This is a genomic window from Streptomyces sp. NPDC046821, assembly GCF_040645335.1.
In the GTDB taxonomy this organism is placed as follows: domain Bacteria; phylum Actinomycetota; class Actinomycetes; order Streptomycetales; family Streptomycetaceae; genus Streptomyces.
In genome coordinates this window covers 318,208-336,827 of record NZ_JBEYYB010000003.1, presented here as the reverse complement: position 1 = coordinate 336,827, position 18,620 = coordinate 318,208, and the positions used below count along the sequence as shown (strand labels likewise).

Genomic DNA, 18,620 nt, shown 5'->3' with positions numbered 1-18,620 from the left:
CGTACGTACCCCTTACTTGTCCCGAGTCAGCATCGGCAGCAACAGCGCCGCCGACCAGCTGAAGTTGGGCGAGTTGAGCGGAGCGCCCGTCGTCGGGTCGTAGTTCTCCATGATCGGGCCATTGCCGCTGAGGCCCGACGCGTGGGTGAGGAGCTGGTCCGTGAGGGCGTTCGCCTCCTTGCCGTAGCCGTAGCGGCGCAGGCCGCCGAGGGCGAAGTAGGCCTGGTCGAACCAGACGGGCCCGCGCCAGTACCGCGTCGGCGCGAAGTACGGGGAGCTCTTCGACACGGTCGGGAAGGGGACCGTCGTCGCGAACTCCGCCGGGTCCGTCAGCTTGTCCCGCACGGCGCGGGCCTGCGCCTTCGAGGCCGTGCCGGTCCAGAGCGGGACCGCACCCTCGATGCCACGACCACGCGCCGTAAGCAGCGCCCCCGTCCCGAGCCCGGTGTCATGGAACCACCCGTCCGCCGGGTCGAACATCGTCCTACGCACGGCGGAGGCGGTGTCGGCGGACCGCTTCTTCCACTTATCAGCATCAGCACCGCGCCCGAGCGCGTCCGCAATCCGCGCCAAGTACCCCTGGTCAGCGGCGAGATACGCGTTCAGGTCGACGGACTCCTGGTTGAGGGAGTAGCCGAGAAGCGTCCCGTCGGCCGCGTGATTCGCTACCACCGACGTACCCAGCGACGCGTCAAAACGCGGCGCGTTGTCCATGCCGCTCTCCCACGCGGCGGCCTGGCGCTGCTCCTCGGGCGAGTCGTTGGCGGGGTCGACCGTGGCGCCGTACTCGGCGAGGCCGTTGTGATCGTGGTCCCGGTTCCGGTACCACCAGGCCTGGTACGCCGCGAGCTTCGGGTACATCTCGCGCAGGAACGCCTTGTCGCCCGACTTCTCGTACACCTCCCAGACGGCCCAACCGGCCAGCGGGGGCTTGGAGTTGCGCTCGTTCCAGTTGCCGCCGCCGCGTGCCGGGTCGTTGTAGAAGATGACGTCGGGGATCATTCCGGCGTCCTGCGGCCGGGTCGTGGAGTCGGGGCGTATCTGCCAGTCGAACATGGAGCGGATCTGCGACTCGGCCAGGTCGGGCGCGAAGCGGGCGGTGCCGACGGCCTGTTTCCAGGTGTCCCAGGCCCAGATGCCGCCGGTGAACCATTTGTAGGAGATCGACGGGGTGATGCCGTCGTGCTTGATCTGCCCTGCCGCGCCACGCCAGTTGGTGACCAGCGTCTCCAGGGACTTCACGGCGGTGCGGCGCCGGTCGGCGGGGACGCCCCGGGTCACCCCGGCTACGTAGCCGCGCCAGCGGTCGTCCCCGGCCGAGACGACATGCGCCGGGTGGTTAAGCACGTCACGGACCTGCGCCTGCTCTCGGGTCCGCTCGGCATCCGTGAACGTGTAGGACTCGGTCCAGTCGAAGCTGTGCGAGGCGCCCGGCGCGAGGGTCACCAGTGCGGTGGCCTCGGTGCGATAGCTGTCACCGTCCACCGTGGTGCGGACGGGGTCCTTGTGGGTGACCTCGAAGCGTTCCGTGCCGTCGGTGAGGTAGTCCCAGGTCTTGCGGACCTTGGCGAAGTCGACACCGACGCCCGAACCGGTCGCCGTCAGCGAGGGAGCGTCGTGCATCGGCTGCCCGGCGGGCCGCAGCAGACTGCCGGTCCAGTCGGCGCCGAGCGTGCGGCGCGCGGGGCCGGTGTTGCGGACCTCGGCGCGAACCAGGGCGCTGCGGTCGGTGGCGAAGCGCAGTTCGAGGGTCAGGCTCAGGCCGTGGCCGAGGTCGTACGACTGGAGGAGGCGGCCCGGGAGCGAGGTGAAGCGGGGTGTGCCGCCGGCCGCAAGGTCGAGGGTGCGGCCGTCTTCGGTGAGGCGGATGCGGCTGAAGGACTTGCTGAGCCACCAGGGGTATTCCTGCGCGATGTAGAGCGGCCCGGAGAAACCGCCGTACGCGTCCGTGTCACCGGCCTTCGGCAGGGCGTACGCGTGCCAGGCCCCTCGGTCGGCGAAGACCGTGATCGGGTTGTTGTCCTCGTCGTCCCCGGGCTCGGCGGCGGCCGGGGTGCCGTGCAGGTCGAGGACGTCGGCGTACGGGGACTGCGGCGCCGGGGGCTCGTGGGCCGACGCCGTCGGTGGTACGGCGAGGGCGCCGGCGGCGAGAAGGAGGGCGGTCAGCGCGCTCAGGCGCCGGTGTCTGGTCACTGCTGGTTCTCTCCCGGGGAGTCGGTGGCGATGCGCAGGACGGCGGCGCCCAAGGGGCCGAGCGCGACGTGGCCGTGGACGGTCGTGCCGGTGAGCAGATCGGTGCCGCCCGCGGCGAAGGCGCCGCTCAGGGGCGTGCGGGTGTCGTGGTCGTTGTGGTTGAGCACGAAGAGGTACGTGCCCTGCTCGCCGGTGCGGACGGTCACCTCGACCCCGTCGGGGACGTCGAGCAAGGGCCGTACGCCTGCGGCGCGCAGCGCGTCGTCGAGGACCTGGCCGATGCCTTCGCCGAGGTGGGCGCTCACGTACCACGCGGTGCCGGTGCCGCAGGGGTGGCGGGTGACGGCGGGGAGGCCGGTGAGCTCGCCGGACGCGTACGTGTCGACGACCTCGGTGGCCGGGCCGTTCGTCTCGATCCACTCGCTCCACAGGGTTGCCTCGGCGCCGGAGGTGAGACGTACGGTCTCGCCGTCCGGGACAGGCCAGAACTCGTCGACGCTCACACCGAGTACGTCCCGCAGCGGGCCCGGCGCGCCCCCGTCGTGGATGTGGTCGTGGCCGTCGACGACACCGCTGAAGGGGCCGCACACGAGGTGGCCGCCGTCATGGACGTACGCGGTGATGCGGGCGGCGTGTTCGGGGCGCAGGAGGTGGAGGTTGGGTGCCAACACCGCTCGGTAGCAAGCGAGTTCGGCGTCGGGGGGTACGAACTCGGTGGTGACGCCTCTGGCGTGGAGAGCCGCGTACCAGGGGTGCAGGAGGCCGCGCCAGCGCATCCGGGCCGAGGGGTGGTCGTCGGCTTCGAGGGCCCACCAGGAGTCCCAGTCGAGGACGATCGCGACGTCGGCCGGGGTGGTGGCGCCGGTGACCTCGGCGAGGCGGGAGAGTTCGGCGCCGAAGCGTACGGTCTCGCGCCAGCCTCGGGAGGCTGTGCCTCGGTGCGGGAGCAGCGCGCTGTGGTACTTCTCGGCGCCCGCGCGGGAGGCGCGCCACTGGAAGTACATGATGCCGTCGGCTCCGCGGGCGAGTGCCTGGAGGGACCAAAGACGTTGCAGGCCGGGCTTCTTGGGGACGTTGACCGGGCGCCAGCTCACGGCGGACGGGGCCTGTTCGAGGAGCAGCCAGGGCCGGCCGCCCTTGAGGGAGCGCATCAGGTCGTAGTTGAGGGCGGCGTTGACGTGGGCCTTGGGGTCGGCGGGGTCGGGGTAGGCGTCGTCGGAGACCAGGTCCTCGTGGGCGGCCCACTTCCAGTAGTCGAGGGCCTTGAACATCGACATGAAGTTGGTGGTGGCCGGGATGTGCGGGCTCAGTTCGCGCAGTGCGTCGCGTTCGGCGCGGTGGCACTCCAGGAGGGCGTCGGAGCAGAAGCGCCGCCAGTCGAGGAGCTGGGTCGGGTTGACGGGTCCTGGCGCGGTGCGGGGTGGTTCGATCTCGTCGAAGCGGCCGTAGCGCTGGGACCAAAAGGCTGTGCCCCAGGCGTGGTTGAGGCCGTCGATCGTTTCGTACCGGTCGGTGAGCCAGGTGCGGAAGTGGTCGGCGGAGCGGGCGCAGAAGCACTCGGTGACGTGGTCGCCGTACTCGTTGTGGATGTGCCACAGGGCGAGGGCGGGGTGGTGTGCGTAGCGTTCGGCGAGGGTGCGGGTCAGGCGCAGGGCGGCGGCACGGTACTCGGGCGAGGAGGGGCAGTAGTGCTGGCGCGAGCCGAATTCGAGGCGGACGCCGTCGGCGGTGACGGGGAGGATCCCGGGGTGGGCGCGTACGAGCCAGGCGGGGGGTGACGCGGTCGCGGTGGCGAGGTCGACGGCGATGCCGTGGGCGTGCAGGAGGTCGAGGAGCCGGTCGAACCAGTCGAACTCCCAGGTGTCCGGGCCGGGTTGGAGTCTGGCCCAGGAGAAGACGCCGACGGTCACCATGGTGACGCCTGCCTCGCGCATCAGTTTCGCGTCCTCGGCCCACACTTCCTCGGGCCACTGTTCGGGGTTGTAGTCACCGCCGTAGAGGACGCCCGGGACCCGCGTCAGACGACTGCCTACCTGCTCTGCCGGCGTCATCCCTTCACCGCCCCGCCGAGCAGTCCGGCGACGAACTGCCGCTGGAACAGCAGGAAGATGACCATGAGGGGCAGCGTCGCGAGCAGCGAGCCGAGCATCAGGCCGGAGTAGTCGATGTGGGAGAGCCCTGTGAGGGTGTTGAGCGCGACGGGCACGGTGTACTTGTCCTCCGAGTTCAGCATGAGCAGCGGCCAGATGAAGCTGTTCCACTGGGTCATGAACGTGAAGATGACGAGGGCGCCGAGCTGGGGGCGTACGCACGGCAGGACGACCTGGTAGAAGGTGCGCAGTTCGCCGGAGCCGTCGATGCGGGCCGATTCGAGGAGCTCGTCGGGGAAGTCGACGAAGCCCTGCCGCATGAGCAGGATGCCGAAGGAGTTGGCCAGAAAGGGCAGGATGACGGCCTGGTAGGAGTCGATCCAGCCGGCGCTCGCCATCATCTGGAACAGCGGGACGAGCAGCACCTGGAACGGGATCATCATCGTGGCGAGCACGACGCCGAGCAGCAGACCCCGGCCGCGGAAGCGGTACTTGGCGAGTCCGTAGCCGCACATGGCGGAGATGAGCGAGCTGAGCGCGGTGTGGACGACGGCGATGCCGAGGCTGTTGAGGAGGACGCGGCCGAAGCCGATGGTGTCCTGGAGCCGCGCCAGGTTGTCGAGCAGCCGGCCGCCGGGCAGGAACGGGGGCGGCGAGTGGAACAGGTCGGACGTGGAGTGCGTCGCGGCGATCGCCATCCAGAGGAAGGGTACGAGGCTGACGACGGCGCCGCACGCGAGGAACAGCCGCACCGCGAGCCGCGCGAGCCGCCGTCCCGGGTGGACGCGCGTGGGTGCCCGCTGTGTGAGGGCGGTCATCGGCGGCGCTCCCTTCCGAAGGCCACGTACTGGAGGGCGGAGATCGCGGCGATGAGGACCACCACGACCCAGGCGATGGCAGCTGCGTACCCGAAGTCGAGCTGCTGGAAGCCGACTTTGTAGAGGTAGACGACCGGGGTGAGGGTGGCGTCGTCGGGGCCGCCGCGGGTGAGGACGTAGTTCTCGTCGAAGAGCTGGAGCGTGCCGATGGTGGAGGTGACCACGCAGAACAGCACGACGGGGCGCAGCTGCGGCACTATGACGCGCGCGTACGTGGACAGGGTGCCGGAGCCGTCGATGGCGGCGGCCTCGTACTGCTCCTTGCCGATGGCCTGGAGTCCGGCGAGCAGGATGACGGCGTTGTAGCCGGTCCAGCGCCAGGTCAGCGAGGCGATGAGAGAGACGCGGGCCCAGGTGGGGCTGTTGAGCCAGTCGACCGGGCCGATGCCGACGGCGCCGAGGAGCTGGTTGACCAGGCCGCCGTCGGTCTTGAGGAGAACCTGGAAGACGACGGCGTAGGCGACGAGCGTGGTGACGGCGGGCAGGAAGTGGACGGCGCGCCAGGTGCCGCGCAGCCGCAGCCATGACTGGTTGAGGAGGACGGCGAGGACGAGGGCGAGGGCGATCATCACCGGGACCTGGACGACGAGGATGATCCCGGTGTTGACCAGGGACTCGACGAAGGCGGGATCGTGGATCAGGCGCTGGTACTGGCCGAGGCCGACCCAGCGGGAGGCGCCCGCGTCCTCGGTGGTGAAGCTCTGCAGGAGGCTCGCGCCGAGCGGATAGGCGAAGAAGACGACGAAGAGGACGGCGGCCGGTCCGGCGAAGACCCAGGCGACGCGGCGCGGGCCACGACGCCGTCGTCCGGGTGCGGCGGGTGCGCGGGCCGGTGCGGCCGGCCGGTCGTAGGCGGTGTCGACGGCCATCGAACTATTTCACCCTCTCGCGTCCGGTGGCCGAGGCGATCTGCCGTGCCGCAGAAGCGAGTTCGGCGCTCGGGTCCTTGCCGTGGAGCATCACGCCGTTGACAGCCGAGACCATGATGTCGGAGGCCTTCGCGTCGTCCTTCTCGTATTCGACGGGCGGGATGGTGCGGGCGAGGCGGGCGAACGTGTCGAGGGTGGCCTGTCCGCCGAAGTACTCCTGTTTCGCGCCGAGATACGGGTCGTCGAGCGCGGGCAGATAGGCGGGGAACAGGCCCTCGCGCTTGAGCATGGAGACCTGGTTCGTCTTGCTGGTGAGCAGGAACTCGATGAACGCCCAGGCCAGGCGCGGGTTCTTGCTCTGGGCCGGCACGGTGAGGGTGGAGCCGCCGACGTTCGACGTGCGGACGCCGTCGGCGGTGAAGGCGGGCAGGGGCGCGACGCCGAACTTCCCTTTCAGCTCGGGCATTTCCTCGGTGAGGGTGCCGGTCCACCAGGCGGCGGTGGGGGTGGTGGAGACCTTGCCTTCCTTGGTGCCGGTGACGAGCCCGTCCCAGCCCTTCTCGTAGTCGACGAGTCCTTTGTCGTGCAGGGTCTTCATCAGCGTCATGGCCCGTACGGCCTCGGGGGTGTCGACAGCGACGCGGCCGCCCTTGAAGTAGAACTGGCCCTGCTGCTGGAGCAGCATCGGCAGGATGCCTGTGTCGATGGTGTCCATGATGAGCATCTTGTGGCCGGTGGCCTTCTTGATCCGCACTCCGGCCGTGACGTAGTCGTCCCAGGTCAGCAGGGTCTTGGGGTCGACTCCGGCGGCGCGGAAGTGGTCCGTGCGGTAGTAGAGCGCGCAGGGGCCGATGTCCCAGGGCAGGGCGAGGACGGCGCCCTTCTTGCCGGTGACGGTGCCCCAGGCGGCGCGGTCGAAGTCGCCGCCGTAGCGGCCGCCGAGGTTGGTCAAGTCGTAGAAGCCGCTGGGGAATTCACCCGTGAAGCGGGGCATGTGGTCGCCCTCGACCGTGAGGACGTCGGCGAGGCCCGAGCCGCCGCGCAGGCCGACGGTGATCTTGTCGTAGGCGTTGTCGTAGCCGATGTCGACGACGTCGACGGTGGTGCCGGGGTGGCGCTGCTCGAAGGCGTGGGCGAGGCGCTTCATGGCCTTGGCGGCGACGTCCCACGACCAGACGGTGATCTTTCCACTGACCTTGCCTTTGCCCTTCTCCCGCTTGCCGCCGATGTCGCGGGCGCCGCCACCGCCCGTGCCTCCCATGGCGCATCCGCCGACCAGGGACGATGCGGCGGCCGCGAGACCTGTGGACAGAACAACCCGTCGGGTGGGTCTGGTTGACACTCTTGCCTCCTGGAGCGTGAATGCCTAATGCTGTATTCAGAACACTGAATGACGAAGGTTGCCGTCAAGAGGTGTACACACAAAGACTTTTGCTGCTGTGGTCCATGACCCGCACGGCCGAGCCGACCGAGCCGGCCGGCATCGCGGGCATGACTGAGTCGGCCCACGCGAAAGGCGCTGGCATGACGTCACCCCAGGACTCCGCCCCCTCTTACGTCCACCCCTACATACCGAACGCGGTCCCCGCCGTCCGGCAGGCGATGCTCGAAGAGATCGGCGCGGCAAGCGTCGAGGACTTCTACGCCGACATTCCCGACGCCGTCCGGCTGCACCGGCCCCTGGACCTACCGGACCCGCTCCGTTCGGAAGCTGAACTCGTCCGGCACATGGAACAGCTGCTCAGCCGCAATACTTCGACACGGCAGGCGCTCAGCTTCCTCGGCTCCGGCTGCTACCAGCACCATGTGCCCGCCGTCGTCGACGAGGTGGTCAACCGCAGCGAGTTCCTGACCGCCTACGCGGGCGAGCCCTACGAGGACCACGGCCGCTTCCAGGCGCTGTGGGAGTACCAGTCGATGATGGCCGAGCTGCTCGACGTCGAGGTGGTCAACGTCCCGGTGTACGACGGCTTCCAGGCCGCGGGCACCGCCCTGCGCATGGCAGGCCGCATCACAGGGCGCCGCCGCCTGGTCGTCGCCACCGCGATCGACGCCGACAAACTCTCCCGGATCCGCGACTATGTACGGCCCGATCACGACGTGACGGTGGTCCCGGTCGACCCGGACACCGGATGCGCCGACCTCGACGCGGTGCGCGCGGCACTCGCCGCCGGTGACACGGCCGCCGTGTACGCCGACTCGCCCTCCGCCCTCGGCATCGTCGACGAAGCACTCCCCCGCCTCACCGAACTCGCCCACGAGGCAGGCGCGTTGTACGTAGTGGGCTGCAACCCGCTCACGCTCGGCGTGCTCGCGCCGCCCTCCGCGTACGGGGCGGACATCGCGTGCGGCGACATCCAGCCGCTCGGCCTGCACCAGAGCTTCGGCGGCGGCAACGCCGGCTTCATCGCCACACACGACGACGAGACGCTGGTAGCCGAGTACCCGTCGCGCCTGTTCGGCCTCGCGCCGACGAGTGTCGAGGGCGAGTACGGGTTCGGTGACGTCGCCTACGAGCGGACCTCGTTCGCCCTGCGCGAGGAAGGCAAGGAGTGGGTCGGCACCGCCGCCGCGCTGCACGGCATCGGCGCCGGGGTCTACCTCGCGCTCATGGGCCCGCAGGGCATGAAGGAGATCGGCGAGACGATCCTGAACCTCACCGCGTACGCCCGCAGTCGCCTCGCCCAAGTGCCCGGCATCGAGGTCCCGTTCGGGGACGCCCTGCACTTCGCCGACTTCACCGTCCGCTACACGGGCGGCAGGTCCGCCGCCGAGATCCGCGCCGACCTCAAGGAGCGCGGCATCTTCGGCGGCACTCCGACAGGCCCGGGCGAGGCCACGTACTGCGTCACCGAAGTGCACACCAAGGCCGACATCGACCGGCTCGCCGAGACCCTCCAGGAGATCGTCAAGTGAGTGCCCCGCACACGCCCGTGTCCGTCTCCCCCGAGGAGGCGCGCATCGCCGACAAGCCGCGCCTGCGCCGTTTCCACCAGGCGTCCTGGGACGAGCAGCTGATCTTCGAGCTGGGTTCGCCGGGCGAGCGCGGAGTCCTCGTACCGGCCGCCGACCCCTCGATCGACCGGGTCGAGATACCCGCCGCGCTGCGCCGCGAGGCGCCGCCCGCGCTGCCGGAGATGTCCCAACAGCAGGTCCTGCGGCACTACTTGAGGCTGTCGCAGGAGAATCTGGGCGCCGATCTCAACATCGACGTCGGCCAGGGCACCTGCACCATGAAGTACAGCCCCAAGGTCAACGACCAGTTCGTGCGCGACCCCCGGATCGCCGCGCTGCACCCGCTCCAGGACGAGGACACCGTGCAGGGCGTCCTCGGCATCATCCACAGCCTGGAGCAGCTGCTGAAGGAGATCTCCGGCATGGACCGGGTCTCGCTCCAGCCTGGCGCGGGTTCCGCCGCGATCTATACGAACGTCGCCATGATCCGCGCCTACTTCGCGGCGCGCGGCGAGCTTGAGCAGCGCGACGAGGTGATCACGACCATCTTCTCCCACCCGTCGAACGCGGCCTGCGCGAAGACGGCCGGCTTCAAGGTCATCACCCTCCACCCGGACGCCGACGGCTACCCCGACATCGACGCCCTCGAGGCGGCGGTCGGCCCGCGCACGGCCGCGCTCCTCATCACCAACCCCGAGGACACGGGCATCTACAACCCGCGTATCGAGGAGTTCGTGCGGATCGTGCACGAGGCGGGCGGCCTGTGCTCGTACGACCAGGCCAACGCGAACGGCATCCTCGGCATCACGCGCGCCCGCGACGCGGGCTTCGACCTGTGCCACTTCAACTTGCACAAGACGTTCTCGACGCCCCACGCGTGCGGCGGCCCGGCGGCCGGCGCGTGCGCGGTCACGGACGAGCTGGCCCCCTATCTCCCGCGCCCGACAGTCGAGTTGGACCTGGAGACGGGGCTGTACCGCCTCGACGACAACCGCCCCGAGTCGGTCGGCAAGATGCGACCGTTCTACGGGGTCGTGCCGAACCTCGTCCGCGCCTACGCGTGGATCATGTCGCTCGGCGCGGAGGGCCTGCGCGCCGCCGCCGAGACGGCAGTCCTCAACAACAACTACCTGCTCCACAAGGTCCGGCAGATCCCCGGCGTCTCCGTCCCCTACGCCGAGGGGCGTCCACGCGTCGAACAGGTCCGCTACAGCTGGGAGAAGCTCCACGACGACACGGGCCTGCACTCCGAGGACATCGGCCTGCGCGCCGCCGACTTCGGCACGCACTACTGGACCAGCCACCACCCGTACCTCGTGCCCGAACCCATGACACTGGAGCCGACCGAGTCCTACACACGCGCCGACCTCGACGAGTACGCGGCGATCCTCGCGGAGATCGCCCGCGAGGCGTACGAGGACCCGGAGACGGTACGGACGGCTCCGCACCGGTCGACGATCCACCGGGTACGTCCGGAGGCGCTTGACGACCCGGCCACGTGGGCGGTGTCGTGGCGCGCCTACCGTCGCAAGGTCCTGGGCCGGGCATCCCGTTGACCGGGCCATTCAGAATCGGTCTCGTGGTCAACCCGGTCGCCGGACTCGGCGGCCGGGTCGGCCTCGGCGGCACGGACGGGCCGGAGCGGGCCCGTCTGGCGGTCTCGCTCGGGGCGCGGCCGTTGGCGGGGGTACGGGCGGGGGCGGCGCTCGGGGAGTTGGGGGTTCGGGTGGGTGAAGTTGGGCTGGCTGGCGGTGAGTTGGCGGGTCCGGGCCTGGTTACGCGGGAGCGGCCCGGGGCGGGTGCGCGGTCCGGGGTGGTGGCTTCGGCGGCGGCCTCGGGTGCGGTGACGGCGGAAGCAGCCTTCGCACCCGCCAGCACCGGCGCACCCTCGTCCGCCGATGCCACGGCCACTGGTCCGGCCGTCGCGCAAGCCTTCGCCCCCGGCCTCCTCGTAATCACCGCCGCCGGTCCCCTAGGGGCCGACTCCGTCGCTGCCTCGGGGCTGCCCGCACGCATCGTGTACGCGGCCCGGGGCGCCCGGGACACCTCAGCCGCCGACACCGCCGCCGCCGTACGCGCCATCGTCGCCGAGGGCATCGACCTCCTGCTCTTCGCCGGAGGCGACGGCACCGCACGCGACGTGCTCACCGCTCTCGGGGACATGGCGTGCCCCGTGCTCGGCGTGCCGACCGGGGTGAAGATGCACTCCGCCGTGTTCGCCGTCAGTCCGCGTGCGGCGGGCGAGGTGGCCGCCGCGTGGCTGACCCGTAAGGGTGCCGTGCGCCTGCGGGACGCCGAAGTGATGGACCGCGACGAGGACGCCCTGAGCAAGGGCCGCGTCACGTCCCGGCTCTTCGGCTGGCTCCCCGTCCCCGACCTGCCGGTCCGCGTCCAGCAACGTAAGACCGGAAGCACCGCCACCGCGCCCGGGGCGGTCGGCGGGATCGCGGCCGAGGTCGCCGAACGGGTCGGAGACGACCTGCTCGTCCTCGGCCCCGGCAGCACCACCCGCGCCGTCGCCGCCGCACTCGGCGCGGACGTCTCCCTCACCGGAGTCGACGTTTTGCGCCTGCGCGCCGGCCACCCGCCGCGTGTCGTCGCCTGTGAGGCCACGGAGGACACGCTCCTCGCGCTCGGCCCGGCCTGGATCGCGCTCTCCCCCATCGGCGGTCAGGGCTTTCTCCTCGGCCGGGGCAACCAGCAGGTCTCGCCGCGGGTCCTGCGCGCCGCGGGCGGCCTCGAACGCCTGCTCGTTGTATGCACCGAACAGAAACTGGCCGCGCTCGGCGGCCGTCCCCTCCTCGTCGACTCCGGCGACGAAGCCCTCGACGCCGAACTCTGCGGCCACCTCCCGGTCATCACCGGCAGATGCCGCACGTCCCTGTACCGCCTGGCCATGTGACCCGACGTACCCCGAACACGCCGACGTACCCCGAACGCAACGAAGCACCCGACAGAAGGAGCCCAGGATGATCTCCCTCGACGGCAAGCGCGCCCTCGTCACCGGCGGCGGAGCCGGAATCGGCCGTGCCACCGCCCAGGTGCTCGCCGAACTCGGCGCCCGCGTGGTGATCGCCGACATCGACACGGAAGGCGGCGAGCAGACGGCGAAGGACACCGGCGGCACGTTCGTGCGGTGCGACGTGTCCCGGCGCGAGGACTGCGAGGCCGTGGTGAACACGGCGCAGGAGCGGTTCGGCGGCGTGGACGTCCTCTTCAACAACGCCGGCATCATCCGCCGTTCCACCGTCTGCGAGATCACGGAGGACGACTGGGACCTGGTGATGGCCGTGAACATCCGCTCGGTGATGCTGATGAGTCGCCTGGTCATCCCCGGGATGGCGGCGCGGGGCGGCGGCTCGATCGTCAACACCGGTTCCGGCTGGGGCATCCGGGGCGGCGGCCGGGCCGTCTCGTACTGCGCGTCGAAGGGTGCCGTCGTCAACATGACCCGGGCGATGGCCATCGACCACGGCCCCGACAACATCCGCGTGAACTGTGTCTGCCCCGGCGACACCGCGACCGGAATGCTCGCCGAGGAGGCGCGCCAGCTCGGCGAGAGCTCCGACGCGTTCTACGCCGACGCGGCGGACCGGCCGCTCGGGCGCATCGGGCAGCCCCGTGACATCGCCCAGACCGTGGCGTTCCTCGCGTCGGACGCGTCGGCGTTCCTGAGCGGGGCGATCATCCCGGTGGATGGCGCCGGTACCGCGTGACCCGCCGGTAGCGGATAATCGACCGGACGAAGGGGAGGCCGCCTCACATGCCAATCGAAAACCGCCCGCTGCGCGAACAGGTCAAGGAGGAACTGATCAAGCGCCTCGGGAGCGGCACGATCGCGACCAGCGAGCCGATCAACGAGGGGCAGCTCGCGACCGAGCTGGGCGTCAGCCGCACCCCTCTGCGGGAGGCCCTGATCACGCTGGAGCGCGAGGGCGTCATCACGAGCGAGCGCGGCAAGGGCTTCCGCTTCACCCCGCTCAGCGCGCAGGAGTTCCGCGACCTGTCCGCGATCGTCGCGACGCTGGAGGCGCTGGCCCTGGAGTCCAGCGACCCCGGGCATCTCGCGGCCACGGCTCCCCGTCTTCTCGAGGAGGCACGCGCGTTCTCGGCACCGCAGGCGCCGCACGACGTCATAGAGCGGTACGACGACGCGTGGCACGACCTGCTCCTGTCGGGCTGCACGAACGACCGGCTGATGAAGCTGATCACCTCCCTCAAGGTGACGATGCACCGCTACGAGCAGATGGCCCTCGGCGACGAGGACGTCCTGGAGCGTTCCGCCGTGGAGCACGAGCGGATCGCCGAGTGCCTGCTGCGCGGGGACATGGACGCGGCGGTCGTGGCGCTCAAGGAGAACTGGAACAGCGGGATGCACCGGATCCTGGAACATCTCAAGGACTGATCCCCCCGCGCTTCCCTTCAACTCGGCGCTTCCCTTCAACTCGGCGCTTCCCTTCAACTCGGCGCTTCCCTTCAACTCGGCTGCTGCGAAAGGCCTTTGACCACTCCCGCCAGCCCGCGCTCCGGCGAGGGCCGCCGGGCACGGAACCGGCCCTGTCAGTCCGTCGTGGTACCACCGAGCGAGCCACGACGAGGGGAGAAGGCCATGGCCACGAGCGTGCAGATCGAGCGGAACAGTCTGCTGCTGCCGGGCGGGGTGCGGGTGCGGTTCGTCCGCACCCTGCGCCTGCCGGAGACCGGAACGCATCCGTTGCCGCCCGGGCTCGGCGAGTTCCCGGTACGCCGGGTCGCCGACTACGCGGACTCGGTGCCGGCCCAGTGGCGGGCGCGTGGTGGCGTGATGCTGCCGATGTATCTGCGCGAGGCCATGTGGCTGAGCTTCGCCGGCTCGGCCGAACCGGCGGTGCTCCAGGTCGGCGTGGGCAAGGTGTGCGCGATCTCCGGACTGCCGTGGAGCGACCGGCTGTCCCGCGATCCGCAGAACTACGTGGTGATCCCACGCCAGCCCTGGCTGGACGGCGTCAAGTCCGGTAAGGGCAAGGTGCGGCAGTTCGTCGCGCTGCCCCTGGGGCTCGGGGCCACGGTCGAGGGCCAGGTCACCGGCGAGGAGACGTGGGGCGGGATCCAGCTCCAGTCCTTCACGCTGGGCGAGCGGGCGCGGCGGGAGTGGCGTGAGGCGGAGGCCCGTCGGCTGGCTGAGGCGCGGATCGGGGCGCCGCTCGCGCCCGGATCCGCGCCGGCCGGTGGGTACGGTGGGCCACCGCCACCCATGGCGGCCGCGGCTCCGCAGGCGCCGGGCGCTGCTCCGCGGGCCGGGGGTGCGCACGCGGCGCGTGCGATGGGGCTCGGTGCCGGCGGCACGATGCGGCAGCAGGTGTTCCGGGACGACCGGCCCGCGTCGGACTGGGCCGACACGCCTGCCGGCCGCGTGTTCGTGCACCTCGTGACGCCGCCGGACTGGCGGAGGATCACGGGCGAGGCGCCGCCGCCGTCTCCGGTCGACCGGGCCGCGTACACGCGGGCGGGCCTGCCGTGGTTCGACTACTACGACGAGAGCGCCGAGGATCTGGCGCCGACGGACACGCTCACGTCTGTGAAACCGGCCGGTGACTGGCTCGGCGAGGACCACCAGCCGTGGCAGGCGCCGGGCGCGCACCAGATCACTCCGCTCGGGGACGCGGGCAAGCCGGTGGCGGACGGCGACTGGTAGGGAGTCGTGGAGGCCGCTCGCGCGGGGCGGGTGAACGCGCGGGCGGCCGGCACCGTGGCCGCTACGTAATGGCGAGTGACGGCACCGGCCGCAGCCAGTGAGCCCTGGATCCGCACGGGGGAAGTGCCTGAAGCGGCGAGTAATGCACGTTCCGGTCACTTGGATCGGAATATGACAACTGGCCTTGCACCGTTCCCGTAACGCGCCCGAGGGTTCGACGGATACCCGACACCGGGAAATCAAGCCAATTTTGAGCATCCCGGCCCAGGTGTCCCATCGGCGTGGCCACACCCCTCCTGGCGGTCAAACCAGCAGGTCGGTAACCCCGCAGGCTCCATCATGGCGCAGTCCGTGATCGTTTTCTTCAGGCAATCTTTATTACTAAAGGCGATGGGACTATTTAGACTGCAGACGCTCAACTCGGCGTGCACATCAAGGGATTACCCACCATGAACAAGACGGCGCTTCGCGCCCTGCTCCGTGAACGGCGCGCCCTGATAACCCCCGAATCCCACGGCTTCACCCGCCCCACGGGCCAGGGCCGCCGCGCCCCCGGCCTCTCCCAGCACCAGGTGGACCAGCTCCTGCACCGCACCCTGGGGACGTATCACCGGCTGGAGTCGGGCAGTTATTCCAACCCACCGACCGATCTGCTGCACGACGTCGCGCAACTTTTCGGTTTCAACGAACAGGAATGGGTCCTGCTGTGCCGGTACGCGCTGCTCCAGGACCCCCCTGGGCCGCTGCACCATTCCTCCGGGAAAGAGGTGCCCGGGGTATGGCAGGAGGCGGTCGACAGCATCGGGCACATGGCGTACGTGACCGACGCGTCCTGGGATCTCCTCGCCTGGAACGCGGCCTTCGGCGCCCTCTTCCCCGGCAGTCGGGTACCGGACAACACGATGCACTGGATGCTCCTCGATCCCGCGGGCCGCAAGTCCCTGACCAACTGGCACACCGCCTGGGCCCCGTTGGTGATGCCACAGCTCCGTGCGGCCCTCGCCTCCAGACCGGAGGACGACACCTTGCGGCAGATCGAGAAGGGCATCCTCGCGGACCCCGAGGCCGCGCCCATCTACGAGGCGGGCGGCGCCTCCATCCACCCGGACGGCGACGAACGCCCCCTGATGCACTCGGTGCACGGTCCCGGCTGGGTGACCATGTGCGCCGCGCAGCCGATGACCGCCCCGGGCGCGCGGCTGATCATTCTCGTCTTCCACCCCGGCGCGCGCCGCACCCATCTGCGTACGCCGATGCTGCGCACCGGCTGACCTGAACCGATCCCCGCGCTCGCGGGACGCGTGAATCGCGTTGAAGTAGGTTGGCGGCACCCCCCACATCCCGCCCCCAGCCACGTGGGAGACACCGTGTCTGCTTTCGTCTCGATGCCGCGCACCATCCTCGGAGCGCACAAGATCAGCACTGAGGACATAACCGACGACATACGCAACCGCCACCCGGACCATCCCCGGCTGGCGGTGATCCTGCGCGTTCTCGCCAACTGCGGTGTGCGTACCCGGTACTTCACCCGCCCCCTGGACTCCCCCACCGTCTCGGGTTCGGCCGGCGTACGCGAGCGGGCCGAGACCGCCTTCGGCGATGCCCTCGCCATGGCGGAACGGGCCGCTCTGACAGCGCTCGACAGTACGAGTGTGCCGCCCGAAGACATCGATGCCATCGTCACCGCGCACTCGACCGGCTGGTCCGTTCCCAACCTGGACGTCCATCTCATAGCCCGCCTCGGGCTGCGCCCGAACGTACGGCGCACCGCCCTCACGACGCTGGCCTGTGCGGGCGGCACCCAAGCCCTCGTCCGGGCGGCCGACTTCATCGCGGTACGCCCCGGAAGCAAGGTCCTGGTCGTGGCGGCGGAGACGATCTCCAGCGTGTACAACCACAACGACACCAGCGTCGAGTCGATGATCTACAAGTCGCTGTTCGGGGACTCGGCCGCCGCGACGGTCGTCACCGGCGAGCCGCTCGGGCCCGGTCTCGTGATCGACGACAGCTTCGAGTACACATTGCCGGACAGCCTGGACCGGTACAGCGGCCGGATCGAGGCCGACGGACTCCACTTCGACTCCACCAAGAAAGCACTGTCGGCCACGGACGACGTCCTGCCCGCGCTCCTCGACTGGGTCGGCACGCGCACCCCGGGGTTCGCCGTGATTCACCCCGGCAGCCCCCGCATCATCACCGACACCGCCGCGGCCCTCGGCCTCACCCCCGCCGACGCCCGCCACTCCACCGACACCCTCTCCGAGGACGGCAATCTCGGCGGCGTCAGCATCCTCCGCGTGCTGGAGCGCACCCACGCCGCCCCGCCCCCGGCCGGAGCCAAGGGGGTCGCCGTGGCCTACGGGCCCGGTTTCACCACCGCCGCGCTGCACGGTCACTGGCACTCCTGACCCGGGTCTGTCATGTCTCACCGGGACACGTGTCCCGGTGAGACATGACGGGTGTATGGTCGAAGACATGAACGCGCAGGACCCCGCACCAGCACCCGCGGACCTCTCCGAGGACCGGCGGCGACGCAAGGCCCGGCAGACCCGGGAAGCGCTCGCCGCGGCGGCCGTCGGGCTCGTGCTTGAGCGGGGCCTGGGTGCCGTCACCGTGGAGGCCATCGCCGACCGCGCCGACGTCACCCGCCGCACGTTCAGCCGCCACTTCGGCGGCAAGGAGGACGCCGCCCTCGACTTCACCCGGGCCGGCGCCGACCGCATCAACGAGGCGCTGCGCGCCCGCCCGGCGACCGAGCCTCCGCTGCTCGCGTACCGCAGGGCCGTCGAGCAGTGGCTGACGGAGCCTTCCGCCCCGCACCGCAGGCCGCACATGCGCGCCCTGCTCGCGGCCCTCGACACGGAACCGGCGCTCTTCGCCGCGTACGAACGCCTCCGGGTGGACGCCCAGGAGGAGTCCGTCCGCATCATCGCCGACCGGCTCGGCACCGACCGCGACCGGGACATCCGCCCGGCCGTCGTCGTCGGCGCCGCGGCCGGCGTGCTCACCGCCGCCCTGCGCCACTGGGCACGCGGCGGCGACGGGCCCGGCACCGACCTCGCAGACCTGGTGGGGCAGGCCTACGACGCCCTGACCGGGGAGGCCGCGCTCCATGCGGCCCCCCACACCGCAACCAGAGAGTGAACAGCACCATGAGCACCAACACCCCCGCGACCGGCGCCGACTACGCGACCGAGTTCGCCGGAAAGACCGCACTCGTCACCGGCTCCGCCTCCGGCATCGGCCTGGCCACCGCCCGCCGCCTCGGCCGGGGCGGCGCGAACATCGTGATCGCCGACTACAACGCCGACGGAGCGGAGAAGGCAGCCGCCGAGCTGAAGGCCGAAGGCATCACGGCCGCCGCCGTCGCCGTGGACGTCACGAAGCCCGAATCGGTCGAAGCCGCCGTGAAGTTCGCCGTCGACACGTTTGGCGGCCTGGACCTGGCCGTCAACAACGCCGGTATCGGCGGCGACAGCGCGCCCACCGGCGAGTACGACATCGATGTCTGGAACCGGGTCGTCCGGACGAACCTCGACGGCGTCTTCTACTCGATGCGCCACGAGATCCCCGCCATGGAGGCGGCCGGCAAGGGCGGCGCGATCGTGAACGTCGCGTCGATCCTCGGCTCGGTCGGCTTCGCCGGCTCCCCCGCGTACGTCGCCGCCAAGCACGGAGTCGTCGGCCTGACCAAGACCGCCGCCACCGAGTACGCGGCGAAGGGCATCCGCGTGAACGCGGTCGGCCCCGGCTTCATCGACACGCCGCTGCTGCGCGAGATGGACAAGGAGGCGTACGACGCGCTCACCTCGCTGCACCCGGTGGGCCGCCTCGGTCACGCGGAGGAGGTCGCCGAGGTGATCGTCTTCCTGCTCTCCGACCGCGCCTCGTTCGTGCACGGCAGCTACCACCTCGTGGACGGCGCCTACACCGCGCGCTGATGCGGCCCCCGTCCGCCCGC

General features: G+C 70.6%; 15 protein-coding genes. 10 read left to right on the top strand and 5 right to left on the bottom strand.

The features are described 5' to 3' along the window. Positions 1 to 12: 12 nt before the first annotated feature. From ABZ893_RS08075 to ABZ893_RS08055, 5 genes are read right to left on the bottom strand one after another with little or no spacing between them, the layout of a single operon-like run. The gene (locus ABZ893_RS08075; protein WP_361398610.1) at positions 13 to 2,193 is read right to left on the bottom strand and encodes a trehalase family glycosidase; all 2,181 of its coding nucleotides are present in this window, start codon (positions 2,191 to 2,193) and stop codon (positions 13 to 15) included. Then, complete coding sequence (locus tag ABZ893_RS08070) at positions 2,190 to 4,244, bottom strand: beta-galactosidase (RefSeq protein ID WP_361398608.1); 2,055 nt, start codon at positions 4,242 to 4,244, stop codon at positions 2,190 to 2,192. The genes ABZ893_RS08075 and ABZ893_RS08070 overlap by 4 nt, the downstream gene beginning before the upstream one ends. Next, a complete protein-coding gene (locus ABZ893_RS08065; RefSeq protein WP_361398605.1) occupies positions 4,241 to 5,101 on the bottom strand; it encodes a carbohydrate ABC transporter permease in 861 nt (286 codons plus the stop codon). The genes ABZ893_RS08070 and ABZ893_RS08065 overlap by 4 nt, the downstream gene beginning before the upstream one ends. Next, complete coding sequence (locus tag ABZ893_RS08060; RefSeq protein ID WP_361398603.1) at positions 5,098 to 6,030, bottom strand: sugar ABC transporter permease; 933 nt, start codon at positions 6,028 to 6,030, stop codon at positions 5,098 to 5,100. The genes ABZ893_RS08065 and ABZ893_RS08060 overlap by 4 nt, the downstream gene beginning before the upstream one ends. 4 nt (positions 6,031 to 6,034) lie before the next feature. After that, positions 6,035 to 7,372, bottom strand: a complete 1,338-nt coding sequence (locus tag ABZ893_RS08055) for a sugar ABC transporter substrate-binding protein (RefSeq protein WP_361398600.1) — start codon at positions 7,370 to 7,372, stop codon at positions 6,035 to 6,037. A gap of 182 nt (positions 7,373 to 7,554) precedes the next feature. Between ABZ893_RS08055 and gcvPA the strand changes: the two genes are divergently transcribed. The 10 genes from gcvPA to ABZ893_RS08005 all read left to right on the top strand — a co-directional run bounded on the left by gcvPA (position 7,555) and on the right by ABZ893_RS08005 (position 18,600). Next, entirely contained in the window at positions 7,555 to 8,946 is a 1,392-nt protein-coding gene (gene gcvPA / locus ABZ893_RS08050; protein ID WP_361398597.1) for an aminomethyl-transferring glycine dehydrogenase subunit GcvPA, read from the top strand. Then, positions 8,943 to 10,541 (top strand): aminomethyl-transferring glycine dehydrogenase subunit GcvPB, encoded by a 1,599-nt coding sequence (gene gcvPB / locus ABZ893_RS08045; protein WP_361398594.1) that lies wholly within the window; start codon positions 8,943 to 8,945, stop codon positions 10,539 to 10,541. Before gcvPA ends, gcvPB begins: the two co-directional genes overlap by 4 nt. 23 nt (positions 10,542 to 10,564) lie before the next feature. Beyond that, positions 10,565 to 11,887 carry an NAD(+)/NADH kinase gene (locus ABZ893_RS08040; protein ID WP_361398590.1) on the top strand — a complete coding sequence of 441 codons (1,323 nt, stop codon included), beginning with the start codon at positions 10,565 to 10,567 and terminating at the stop codon, positions 11,885 to 11,887. Positions 11,888 to 11,954: 67 nt separating this feature from the next. After that, positions 11,955 to 12,701, top strand: coding sequence for an SDR family oxidoreductase (locus ABZ893_RS08035; RefSeq protein ID WP_361398587.1), 747 nt, complete (start codon positions 11,955 to 11,957; stop codon positions 12,699 to 12,701). A 47-nt stretch (positions 12,702 to 12,748) separates the two neighbouring features. Next, the gene (locus ABZ893_RS08030; protein WP_361398584.1) at positions 12,749 to 13,390 is read left to right on the top strand and encodes a GntR family transcriptional regulator; all 642 of its coding nucleotides are present in this window, start codon (positions 12,749 to 12,751) and stop codon (positions 13,388 to 13,390) included. Positions 13,391 to 13,594: 204 nt separating this feature from the next. Continuing rightward, a complete protein-coding gene (locus ABZ893_RS08025; protein WP_361398581.1) occupies positions 13,595 to 14,659 on the top strand; it encodes a hypothetical protein in 1,065 nt (354 codons plus the stop codon). Between the two features lie 449 nt (positions 14,660 to 15,108). Continuing rightward, positions 15,109 to 15,930 carry a helix-turn-helix domain-containing protein gene (locus ABZ893_RS08020; protein ID WP_361398578.1) on the top strand — a complete coding sequence of 274 codons (822 nt, stop codon included), beginning with the start codon at positions 15,109 to 15,111 and terminating at the stop codon, positions 15,928 to 15,930. 96 nt (positions 15,931 to 16,026) lie between these two features. Continuing rightward, positions 16,027 to 17,067 (top strand): PhlD, encoded by a 1,041-nt coding sequence (locus ABZ893_RS08015; RefSeq protein WP_361398575.1) that lies wholly within the window; start codon positions 16,027 to 16,029, stop codon positions 17,065 to 17,067. Positions 17,068 to 17,134: 67 nt separating this feature from the next. Further along, positions 17,135 to 17,803 carry a helix-turn-helix domain-containing protein gene (locus tag ABZ893_RS08010; RefSeq protein ID WP_361398572.1) on the top strand — a complete coding sequence of 223 codons (669 nt, stop codon included), beginning with the start codon at positions 17,135 to 17,137 and terminating at the stop codon, positions 17,801 to 17,803. Between the two features lie 8 nt (positions 17,804 to 17,811). After that, positions 17,812 to 18,600, top strand: coding sequence for an SDR family NAD(P)-dependent oxidoreductase (locus tag ABZ893_RS08005; RefSeq protein WP_361398569.1), 789 nt, complete (start codon positions 17,812 to 17,814; stop codon positions 18,598 to 18,600). Positions 18,601 to 18,620: the final 20 nt, after the last annotated feature.

Excerpts from the sequence above, each read along its gene's own strand:
- ABZ893_RS08070 (WP_361398608.1), bottom strand. The coding sequence starts at position 4,244 with ATGACGCCGGCAGAGCAGGTAGGCAGTCGTCTGACGCGGGTCCCGGGC.
- ABZ893_RS08065 (WP_361398605.1), bottom strand. The coding sequence starts at position 5,101 with ATGACCGCCCTCACACAGCGGGCACCCACGCGCGTCCACCCGGGACGG.
- ABZ893_RS08060 (WP_361398603.1), bottom strand. The coding sequence starts at position 6,030 with ATGGCCGTCGACACCGCCTACGACCGGCCGGCCGCACCGGCCCGCGCA.
- gcvPA (WP_361398597.1), top strand. The coding sequence starts at position 7,555 with ATGACGTCACCCCAGGACTCCGCCCCCTCTTACGTCCACCCCTACATA.
- ABZ893_RS08035 (WP_361398587.1), top strand. The coding sequence starts at position 11,955 with ATGATCTCCCTCGACGGCAAGCGCGCCCTCGTCACCGGCGGCGGAGCC.
- ABZ893_RS08030 (WP_361398584.1), top strand. The coding sequence starts at position 12,749 with ATGCCAATCGAAAACCGCCCGCTGCGCGAACAGGTCAAGGAGGAACTG.
- ABZ893_RS08025 (WP_361398581.1), top strand. The coding sequence starts at position 13,595 with ATGGCCACGAGCGTGCAGATCGAGCGGAACAGTCTGCTGCTGCCGGGC.
- ABZ893_RS08020 (WP_361398578.1), top strand. The coding sequence starts at position 15,109 with ATGAACAAGACGGCGCTTCGCGCCCTGCTCCGTGAACGGCGCGCCCTG.
- ABZ893_RS08010 (WP_361398572.1), top strand. The coding sequence starts at position 17,135 with ATGAACGCGCAGGACCCCGCACCAGCACCCGCGGACCTCTCCGAGGAC.
- ABZ893_RS08005 (WP_361398569.1), top strand. The coding sequence starts at position 17,812 with ATGAGCACCAACACCCCCGCGACCGGCGCCGACTACGCGACCGAGTTC.